The following is a 10,819-nucleotide window of genomic DNA, read 5'->3' as shown; positions in this document are numbered from 1 at the left end:
GCAGGACTTTATGCTGTTACAATTGAAAATCATTGTGGAGCAATTGATACTGATTCGGCTATGGTTTATGTTTTATCTACAAGCATAGAATTGGGTGCAGACACCAGCATTTGCGATGGAAGCACACTTCTTTTAGATGTTGGAGTTCCCGGACTGACTTATATTTGGTCAACATCTGAAACGATTCAAGCAATTGAAGTTACCGAAGCAGGAATGTATTCAGTTACAGCTTCTGACCCAATTTGCGGCGATGCTATTGGAAATATAATTGTAAGTGTTGATCCTGTACCAACAGTTGAACTTGGTTTCGATACTTTAGAAGTTGAGTTCGGGAAAACCGGAATTTTCGATGCCGGTAGCGGATACAGCTCATATTTATGGTCGAATGGCGAAACCACTCAATCTATCGAAATCTCAGATGAAGGATTATATTCAGTAATTGTAACTAACGAATTTGGCTGCTCTGCCTACGACGAAGCCTATCTGAAAGTTGGACCAAACTCAATTGGAGAAAACTCAATTGAAAACTCAATTTCTATTTTCCCAAATCCAGTGAAAGAAAAGCTATTCATAAATTCAGAAATTGCTGAAATTGAAAAAATTGACATTTACAATTCGATTGGAAAACTAATCTATACCGAAATAAATAAATCGAAAAACATAGAATTAGACGTTTCGAAATATCCTACTGGAGTTTATTTTGTGAGGATAAATACTCAAAACGATGGTATAATAGTCAGACCTGTAACATTTTCTAAATAATAGATAATTCAAATCTTATAAAAAAGGAGTAATACTAATTGTGTTACTCCTTTTTTTTAGGGGACTTCTATAAATGCAAATTTCTTCGTTGTTTCAAAATTTCAAAATTCTCATTTACAATAGTAAACTGCGGTTTTGAAATTTCTTACGCCTTGAAATTTGATATTTTTAGCCTGAATAATTCATAAATTTTCGTCTCGAAAGTTCAAAATGAGTGTCAGATTTGAACTACCACAGATTTTTATTTTTGAGTAATAGCGAGCTATTTTGATGGAATAAAAATTGAGGACGGTCAAAGATGATGTGCAGTTTGGGCTTGTAGTAGAAATATTTATGAATTATTCAGGTTAGAAGCCCCCTTTACATTCTATCGAAATAAATCCCTGTTATCCTATTTTTTCCTCCATCTAAAAATTCTCCTTCTTTGTTTAAAATCAGGACATTTTGACTCTATTTTTCGTTCCTTATTTTTCTTTTTTAATTTAGATTTTCTGAAATTCTCATCTTCCTCAATTTGCTTTTTAAATTCAATTTCGTATTGTCGCAAAAACTCTGCATTGCTGATTGTATCTTCAAGCGGTTTTTTATAAATCTGAGAACTTGATATTTTTCTTTTTGGTTCAGCTTCCTTTTCAATTTCAGTCAAATCGTAAAAAACAACTATTCCATGAAACATATTTTTTGCTTTCGATGCTGTCTGGCAAGCTGTTTGCAAAACCAGATTCCATTTTATTTGTTTGTCGTTTAAAGCAGAATCAATGCTAAATAATTCTAATAAACGATTGGCTAACAACTCATAATAGTTTGTTATCCAGTCCTTTTTATGTTTTGGATATTTTGTGAAAACAATATCAATTTGTCTGACTTGCCGGTTTGCTACATTTGCTTTCCAATGGTTGCGGTTCTTGATTTGCCATTTTGCATATCCGTTTTCAAGAATAACACTTTTTTCAGCTTCACTTCTTGCAAATCTATCAATTTCAGTAATTTGAAACAGAGAATCAAATTCAGCCTTATTCTCAATTGGATTTGCAAGAATATGTTTTTGAATCTTTTCTTTTTGTGCAAATGCTTGCAGACTTATAAAAAGAGTAAAAATAATTGAGGCAAATTTCATATGCAAAATTTTAGCAGTAAAAATAGGTTAGAAGTATAACAAAACAAATCGGAAGTTTGAAAACAAAAAAAGCGTAGAATTTAAACTACGCTTTTTCTTTTTTTTCAAGATAAAGGGGACTTCTAAAAATTAGTTTTTCACAACACTATATGTGAAAACCGGCGGATCGAATAAATCCATTGATATTGTGTAATTTCCGTCTCCACCGGATAAAGGAATGTCGGCACCGTGATCTTCCATAGTGCCATCTGTTCCATCGTCTCCATAATTATAGGGTTCCCATTCATCGTTCGGTCTGAATTTAAAATCTCCTGCAACCAAATCAATTGTTATTGTAATAAGATTTGTTGTCGGGTCGTATGCCATATCCTGATCAGAGTTCCAGCCATCTGGCGTTGCCGAGCCTATTAAACCCCAAGCCTGATGTAGAAATTCGTAAGAATTGTCGTTCAAGTTTAGAGAAATACGATAAATACCGGTATCGGCTATAACGATTGCTGCACCATTTAGAACAATTGCTCCAGCACCATCGTCTCCAAATAATTCATCGTAGATTTGGTCTATAATAAATACTTCGGTTCCTGCATCAAAATGCGCATAACCTAAATAAATACCATCGAGAGCTTCAGTTACAATTATTGGTGTATCATCGTTAATATCGTCTATTGATGTTGCAATATATAAGTTTACTGAAAATGGTTTATAAGGGGTAATATCAACTGCTATCGGATCAGAATTTATCCCTTCAGTATCTGAAAAAAGAGCCCGAACTCTAAATTCTATGGAATTAATATCTCCAATTAATAAATCAAATTGAGCTAAAAGAGCATTCATAGCTCCAACTGTTACGCTTGCACTTAATTCGAAACTTGTTAATACGTCAACTGCATTTGCAAAATTGTTTCCGGCAACATCCATTTGAATCAAATATGTTGCAGGCGATTCAAAACCAAAATTTACTTCTGTCCATTCAAAAAAGAATATAGTGTCTTCAGAAAAAGCTTGATCAAGAACATAACTACTATCCACTGTTGGTGTAATTAACTGCGGTGCAGTAGCATTTATGGGATCAAAAATTGTAATTTCTTTATCGTCTTCGCAAGAAAACAATAAAACAAATCCAACTAAAATTATACTTATTGAAATTATTTTTCTCATAACATTAATTTTTTTATTTATAAATTCTAATAACCTGAATTTTGAATAAGATTAGGATTTGAAGCAATATCAGTAGCAGGGATTGGTAATAAATTATACTTTGCATCTGTTGCTGTCCCATCTTTTACGTTTCCTTTCCAGGGCCATAAATAACCGCCACCGGAATATTTGCCAAATCTTATTAAGTCAGTTCTACGTTGAGCTTCCCAGAACAATTCTCTTGCTCTTTCGTCAAGAATGAATTCTTCGGTTAAATCGGCAGCAGTAATATTTTCATCTGAATTTCCGAAAGCTCTTTCTCTAAGTTGATTGACATATCCAGCAGCTGTGCTTGCATCGCCACCGGCACCGCGAGCCACAATTTCAGCATACATCAGGTAAACATCGCCTAAACGAAACATGGGAAAATCGGCATCGGGATGTGTAGAATTTGAACCAGGAATTGTTTCTATCACATTTCCATCATTATCGTACACATATTTCAAATTACGATATTTTGTTACAGCAACTCCTTGTGTAAATTCAACAACATTGTCAATTTCAAGAGTTTGGCCTGTTGTATAGAATAAACCTCTGCCATCATTTACATCGAATTTATCGAATAAAGCTTTGGTTGCTCTTGAACCAGCCCAGCTTCCTTCAACACCATATTCTGAAGGGTTCATTGAGCCACCAATACTCCCGTTTATCAGAAATGTCATTCCGCCCCACGATTGAGTTCTCTCTCCATCAAATGCAATTAGGAAAATTGCTTCATCAGATCCTTCATTATTTATACAAAAAAGGTCTTGATATCTTTCTTCAATACTATAGCCTGCCTCAATTATTTTGTTGCAATAAGTCAAACATTCAGAATATTTCGGATGGCTGATATAAACTTCTGCATTTAAATACAATTTTGCAAGTACCATCCATGCGGCAGCTTTATCGGCTCTGGTATATTCATTTTGTCGGGCATCGACGAGATTTGGTAAAATTTCAATTAATTCTGATTCAACAAAATTAAATAAGTCTGTAGAATTTGTTTGAACCGGAAAAAATGAGCCTATGCCGTCATCCTCGGTAACAAAAGGAACATTAGCAAATAAATCTAAAGCATGCCAATAGCTCATAGCTCTAATAAATCGTGCTTCGGCTCTGTATGTTTTAATTACTTCTTTAAGATCGCCATGTCCTCTTTCTTCGAGTTTTGCATCGGTGGTTTCTCTTAGGAATTCGTTTATTAAAACTATTTCATAAAATATTCTTGTATAAATTCCTTGAACAAAAGGATTTGTAGCATCCCATGTTTGGAAATTAATATCGAACAATCCTTCATCGTTTTCCCAACCACTTATGGCTTCATCGGTAGAAAATTCCTGAATGTACCAATAGTTTCTAAAATACTCTGAAAAACCTTCGTCAACTCCTCTTAAATCAGCATTTCCTGCTGGTCCTTGTTGTCCTGTAAGAACAAATCCTCCATAGATTTTTGCCAATACATGTACATACGATTCCGAATCTTTATAAACAGTAGCAGAGCTAAAATCATCTTTATCAATAGGTATTGTATCTAAATCTTTAACACAAGCTGTAAAAACAAATATTGACATGATTACAACTGAAAATAATATTTTTATATATTTCATAATATCAAATTTTATAAATTATTAAAAACTAATGTTAACACCTAATACATAAGTTCTGGGGCGAGGGAAGATGTTATTATCAATTCCGTTTTGCACCTCAGGATCTAATCCTTCATAGTTAGTTATCACAAAAGCATTTTGGACTGTAGCACTTAATTTGAATGAACCTTTACCTTTAAATACCTTTTCAAAATCATATCCTAAAGTAATATTGTCCATTCTCATGAATGATGCATTTGTTACAAAATAGTCAGAATAAGATTGTCTGTTCTGAAAACCAAGATTTGCAGCATCTGAAGTAATATTGTTCAAATAGCCTGAAGGATGATAAAGTCCGCTGTATGTGCTACCGCTTAGAACATTATTATATACGTAATTACCGAGATTTATACGTCCGGAAAATGCAAAACTGAAATTATTATATTCAAACATAGAACTGAAACCCATGAAAAAGTCAGGAGCCGGTTTTTGGAAATGATATTTGTCGGCATCGGTAATTTGACCATCGGCGTTAATATCAACATAAGCTCCTTCAATTGGATTCCCATCAATATCGTAAACCTGATGATAAACGTAGAATGAATTAGAAGAATAATCTACAGAATGTATCTGAATGTTAGTTCCTATACCTGAAATTCCGCCAGTTTCGACTCCTGGATAATTTGGATCATCGCGAGCAGTAAGTTTTGTAATTTTGTTTTCATTATATGTTAAATTGAAACCAAGTTCCCAAAACATATTTTCTTTTACAATAGGGCGACCTAAAAGCACTAATTCAATTCCTTTGTTTTCAAGATTTCCTACATTTGTTAAAACTCTATTAGTGAGGTTTGTACCAACAGTTACATCAATTTCATTTAATAAATCTATAGTTTCTCTCTGATAAATATCGACAGAACCTATGATTCTATCTTTTAGAATACCAAAATCTAATCCAATATTAAAAGTGGTTGTTTCTTCCCATTTTAAAAATAAATCATAACCGTTTGGTCTAAGAACAGTATAGAAATTATTTCCGAACTGATATTGTGCTGTGGGTTCGCTATAGGTATATGTTGGAAGATAAGGATAATCTCCCTGTCCAATATTTTGCTGTCCGGTTGTTCCGTATCCTACGCGCAGTTTTAAGTCAGAAACTGCCTCAACATCTTTCAATAGTCCGTTTTTGATTTTCCATGCAAAAGCATATGATGAAAACAGCCCCCATCGAGTGTCAGGCGAAAAACGAGAGGAACCATCTCTACGTAAAGTATAAGTCAATAAAAACTGATCTAAAAAAGTGTAATTTACTCTGGTGAAAAATGAAACGAGATAACTCTCTGTTGCATAATCTGTATTTTCACTTGTATCTAACAATGATGGTTCAAGAGGTATATTTGTTTGAAATGCAGAGCCTTTTCTCCAGAAATGTTGCCAGGAATATCCTGCCATTACATCAACTTTACTTTTGATTGATTTAATTTCTTTTTTATAATTGAAATAAAAATCAAGTAGTTCGTTTTTCTTTTCCTGCTCGTAAACTCTATCAACACCACCACCTCTTAAAGCATTATAATTCATAGGTGCATTTTGTGGAACATAGATTGAACCTTCGCTTTTCGAATGGTCATATCCAATGTTAAGATTGGCACGCAAATCAGGCAAAAAATGAAATTTATAATCGGCTTGAGCATTACCAATAAAACGATTAACAGTAGCCAAATCTTCACGCATTTGAATCATAGCAATAGGATTTTTAACAGCAATGTCAATAGGATTTCCTTCAGCATTCAACCATGTTGTGTATCCTCCAAATGGGCTGTCATTTGTTGTTGCTTGGCTTGGGTCGAAAGCTAAAGCTGAACCAACTGCTCCCATATCAGGAAATTGGTTCTGAATATTCATCCCTTTTGCATTTGCATTAATGGACAAGTGGTTGTTTAAAAACTTTGGATTTATTCCAATAGAACCTGTGATTCTTTCTAATTTTGAAGTTTCAAGGATACCGCTTTCATCAGAATATCCTACTGAAACTCTATAGGGTGTATTTTGAATAGCTCCTGATGCACTTATATTATGGTCGAAGCCAACGGAAGGACTAATTATTTCTTTCTGCCAGTCAGTATTTGCTGTACCTAACAAGGCTAAAGCATTTGGATTATTTGCTTCTTCTTCATTAATCAATGTTCTAAATTCATCTCCCGACAAAACATCAATTCTGTTTGGAACAGTGTAAAACGAAACTTTTCCTGAATAGTTAATTTTCAAAGGAGAGCCAAATCTTCCTTTTTTTGTTGTAATAATAATCACACCATTTGATGCACGAGAACCATAAATAGCAGTTGCAGATGCGTCTTTTAAAACGGTGAAAGTTTCAATATCGCTCGGATGAACAATATTTAATGGATTTCTCATTCCTGAAACTGATTCGTTGTCAATTGGAACTCCATCAATCACAATTAAAGGGTCGTTGCTGGCAGATAAGGACGAACCTCCACGAATACGAATTTGTGCCTCGCTTCCGGGAGCACCGCCACCTGTTGTAATTTGTACACCGGCAACTCTTCCTACAAGAAGATCCGTTGGTGCTGTAACTGCTCCCTTATTAAAATCTTCGTAGCCGATTGCTGTAACAGCACCGGTTGCATCTTTTTTCCTTTGCACACCATAACCAATCACTACTATTTCATTAATTCCTTTCGATTCTGCTTCAAGAGATACGTTTATAACATCTTTCGCAGCAGCAATTTCTTGTGTTGAATAACCAACATATGAAAAAACAAGAGTTTCAGCCTTATCGACTTTTATCTGATAATTTCCATCAATATCAGTAATAGTTCCCTGAGTTGTCCCTTTTATGGAAATTGTTACGCCCGGCAATGTAGTACCATCATCGGCATCTGTTACAACTCCACTAACCGTTCTTGCCTGGCCAAACACAATTTGTCCCATCAAAATCAGACAAACGAACAACAACATCTTTCTAAAAATGTAAATTTGTTTCATTTAATAAGTATTAGTTAACATTAATTATTTTTCTCAAATTAATAAATTAGAGTACAAAAGTATAAAAATATTGTACAGTAGCGACTATATAAAAAAATCAAAAGTAAGAAAACTTGTCATTGCAGACATAGCTATTTTCCTGTTTTTCAGCATGTTTGCAAATTTATTGCAACTGCAAAATTGTTTTGTTTTAATAAGTCTTAAAAATATTAACTGAATCTGTTTTTCAGAATATCTAATTTTAAAAGTATAAAACTACTTTTGTATCCAAATATTTAATAAAACATGACGAAACAAATTAATTTTTTAGAATTAGCATCAATTCGCCAGAGCGATAGAGGATATATAGACAAAGCAGTTGAGGTAGAGAAAATTAAGCGATGCCTTGAAGCTGCAAGATTGGCTCCTTCTGCTTGTAATTCTCAACCTTGGAAATTTATTGTAGTTGACAATCCCGAACTGAAAAATGAAGTTGCAAAAGCTACTTCCGATAAGATTTTGCCATTAAATCATTTTACAATTCAAGCCCCGGTTTTGGTTGTGGTAGTACGAGAAGGTGCAAATTTCACTTCAAAATTCGGAACAATTGTAAAGAAAAAGCCTTATACTTTGATTGATATAGGAATTGCTACTGAACACTTTTGCTTGCAAGCAGTTTCTGAAGGACTCGGAACTTGCATTTTAGGATGGTTCAACGAAAAAAAGGTGAAGAAGCTACTTAATATCCCCGAAAGGAAACGAGCAGAATTGATAATTACAGTTGGTTATAAAAAAACTGAAGATATTAGAAATAAAATCCGAAAAGATTTTGATGAAATTGTTAGCTACAATAGTTATTAGTTGGAGGTTTGAAATTAGAAAATGGAAAATAGAAAGTAGAATGTTTATTAAGTTAGAGGATAATAGCTAACTTCACAAACTTTATACTTCATTAACTTTCAACTTTTATGAACTATAAACATGCACACTCGACTGTGCCGATGGTAAATAGTTAACTCCAAACCAGGCAATCAATAAAATTACAAAAGCCAAAGTTAATGTCCACAATGGTCCGTTGATATTTGCGGGACGATGATATCTATAGTGCATATAAATCATGTATCCCATCCAGGTTAGGAAAGCCCATGTTTCTTTAGGATCCCAAGTCCAATAATGTCCCCAGGCTTCTTTTGCCCACAATGCTCCGAATATCAATCCGAGAGTAAGAAATGCAAAACCAATATAAACCAGATTGTCAGCAAGTTTCAATAGCGAAGTCTGAAATTCTTTGAAATATAATAAATACAAGCCTTTCAGTGCAACTAAAGAAGATGCAGCAAGAAGTGCATAAGCGAAAATATACACCACTACATGTGGCACAAACCATGGACTTTGCAGTGCAGGCATCAGAGCTTTATCATAATTTTCGGGGTGTGCAATATTCAAAATCAAAAACAAAATTGCCATTCCAAGACTATAACTTATGAACCATTTGTATTTCCAACGAATGTAAGTTACAATTCCGATTACGGGTAAAAATAAGGCATACCAAAGTCTTGTTTCGCCTAATGTCCTAAAAGGTGGCCGCTCAAGTTTCATCCACAAAATTGTTACGAAAGTTATGAAGACAGCTATCCCGAGTAAAACAAAAATATTAGCAAATACATGCAATATTTTTATTTTAGCTGAGAGTGTGTAAAATATAATACTAATTGCCCAGAGGACAATTGTAATTGTAGCATATACGGGAAAATTTATCCAAACCATTTTTAATTAGTTAAAAGTTGAAAGTTCTAAAAGTTGAAAGTTGTTTTTTAATCTCAACTTTCATTTTTATCTTCTTTGAGTGAAATTTTTTGCCCAGTCCAGAAAATATAAATTGCACCGGCAATCATAAGAAAAATGCCAAAATATACCAAAGGCAACCATGGGTCTCTAACAATCTCAATTACACTTGTTTCCGACCATCTTCCAAGATATTCATCATAGCTTTGCTGATACATTTTCCAACCACCAAATTTGAATGGTTTATTGACTTCTATTAAAATTGTATCGCTAATGTTTGTAGTATCTGTTTCCGAAAACTCATGATAATATAGAGCAATTTCTGAACTATATTTTTTTGCTACAGGAGATAACATATATAAAGAATATTTATCGCTGATTTTTAAGGAACGCCTTTTTATCGCAAAATTTCCGCATGAAATCCAACCTGATATTGTATCATTGGAAACAATATTTTTCACTTTAATAAAGGAAGAAGGTGCTGCTCCTTTTTCCGTAAAAATTCTGAATTCTTGACCTAAAGTCGCAGATAGTGGTAAATATTCTTCTATGCTAATTTCAAAATCTAACAGTTTTTGGGTAATACCTTTTTCTATTGTAAATGCACTAACTCTATCATCAACTACAATTGAGCCTAAATAATTATCAACCAAGGCAATTTTTGGATTATATTCTTCAATATTAAAATCCAACAATTTCATAGCAAATGGTAGCTTATAACTATTATTTTCTCCATCGAAAGCATGCCAAACGGCTTGTGTTTCATCAAGTTTCAAATGAAGCCGTTTCAAATCGCCTGTACCCAAAGATGCAGTTACGATTGTTATCCAAACTCCTGCATGATTGAGAATGAATCCAAAATTTTTCCATTCAAACGGAATTGCTTTTTTTAGAGTAACAAAGCCAAGTGTAATTAGAAAATATGTTTGAATCAATAAATATTGCCAACTTGAAGTAATATGCGACAATCCTAATTTTCTTGCGAATTCACCAACTTGATCGTCGAATTGAGGGGTCAAACCCATCAGTAATACAACAAAAGTAAATACACTTATAGCACTTATAGAGGCAGGGATACCCGATAGAAATTTGACAATATTAGATTCTCTGAAATAATAATTTACTGTTATTAAAACGTTTATAAACAATATTCCTATAATGGCATTCACATTCCATGAAAGTGTAGCGATTCCTTTGCCTCCGGAAAAGTATTCAATTCCGAAACCAACTATTAATAGTATGAAAGCTATAAAAAAACCCTCGGGGTAGCCCCAAGGGAATTTCCATAAAACTTTATTTTGTTTTATATCTTTATCCATAAATTTCAATTAACTCAAGGTTCGCCTATCTTTATGATAGTCTTTTTCAAATTCAGATCGCAAATATAGAATAAAAATTAACAATC

At 33.6% G+C, this 10,819-nt stretch carries 8 protein-coding genes; 2 read left to right on the top strand and 6 right to left on the bottom strand.

Annotated features, from left to right (window positions below):
* Nucleotides 1–762, top strand: a 762-nt coding sequence (locus tag HN894_07800; protein MBT7143229.1) for a T9SS type A sorting domain-containing protein, incomplete at its 5' end; no start/stop codon positions are given.
* 391 nt (nucleotides 763–1,153) lie between these two features.
* Here the strand turns inward: HN894_07800 and HN894_07795 are convergent.
* The 4 genes from HN894_07795 to HN894_07780 all read right to left on the bottom strand — a co-directional run bounded on the left by HN894_07795 (nucleotide 1,154) and on the right by HN894_07780 (nucleotide 7,650).
* Complete coding sequence (locus tag HN894_07795) at nucleotides 1,154–1,879, bottom strand: hypothetical protein (protein ID MBT7143228.1); 726 nt, start codon at nucleotides 1,877–1,879, stop codon at nucleotides 1,154–1,156.
* A gap of 129 nt (nucleotides 1,880–2,008) precedes the next feature.
* Nucleotides 2,009–3,037 carry a hypothetical protein gene (locus HN894_07790; protein ID MBT7143227.1) on the bottom strand — a complete coding sequence of 343 codons (1,029 nt, stop codon included), beginning with the start codon at nucleotides 3,035–3,037 and terminating at the stop codon, nucleotides 2,009–2,011.
* Nucleotides 3,038–3,063: 26 nt separating this feature from the next.
* The gene (locus HN894_07785) at nucleotides 3,064–4,665 is read right to left on the bottom strand and encodes a RagB/SusD family nutrient uptake outer membrane protein (GenBank protein ID MBT7143226.1); all 1,602 of its coding nucleotides are present in this window, start codon (nucleotides 4,663–4,665) and stop codon (nucleotides 3,064–3,066) included.
* A 21-nt stretch (nucleotides 4,666–4,686) separates the two neighbouring features.
* Nucleotides 4,687–7,650 (bottom strand): SusC/RagA family TonB-linked outer membrane protein, encoded by a 2,964-nt coding sequence (locus HN894_07780; protein MBT7143225.1) that lies wholly within the window; start codon nucleotides 7,648–7,650, stop codon nucleotides 4,687–4,689.
* A gap of 285 nt (nucleotides 7,651–7,935) precedes the next feature.
* Here HN894_07780 and HN894_07775 point away from each other — a divergent pair, with 285 nt between their 5' ends.
* Nucleotides 7,936–8,490 (top strand): NAD(P)H nitroreductase, encoded by a 555-nt coding sequence (locus HN894_07775; GenBank protein MBT7143224.1) that lies wholly within the window; start codon nucleotides 7,936–7,938, stop codon nucleotides 8,488–8,490.
* Nucleotides 8,491–8,595: 105 nt separating this feature from the next.
* Here HN894_07775 and ccsA read toward each other — a convergent pair whose 3' ends face one another.
* Nucleotides 8,596–9,396: a cytochrome c biogenesis protein CcsA gene (ccsA, locus tag HN894_07770; protein ID MBT7143223.1), complete on the bottom strand. Its 801-nt coding sequence runs from the start codon at nucleotides 9,394–9,396 to the stop codon at nucleotides 8,596–8,598.
* 53 nt (nucleotides 9,397–9,449) lie between these two features.
* Nucleotides 9,450–10,733, bottom strand: a complete 1,284-nt coding sequence (locus tag HN894_07765) for a hypothetical protein (protein MBT7143222.1) — start codon at nucleotides 10,731–10,733, stop codon at nucleotides 9,450–9,452.
* Nucleotides 10,734–10,819: the final 86 nt, after the last annotated feature.

This window comes from Bacteroidota bacterium (genome assembly GCA_018692315.1).
Lineage (GTDB): Bacteria > Bacteroidota > Bacteroidia > Bacteroidales > JABHKC01 > JABHKC01.
This window is presented reverse-complemented; position numbering and strand designations above follow the sequence as displayed.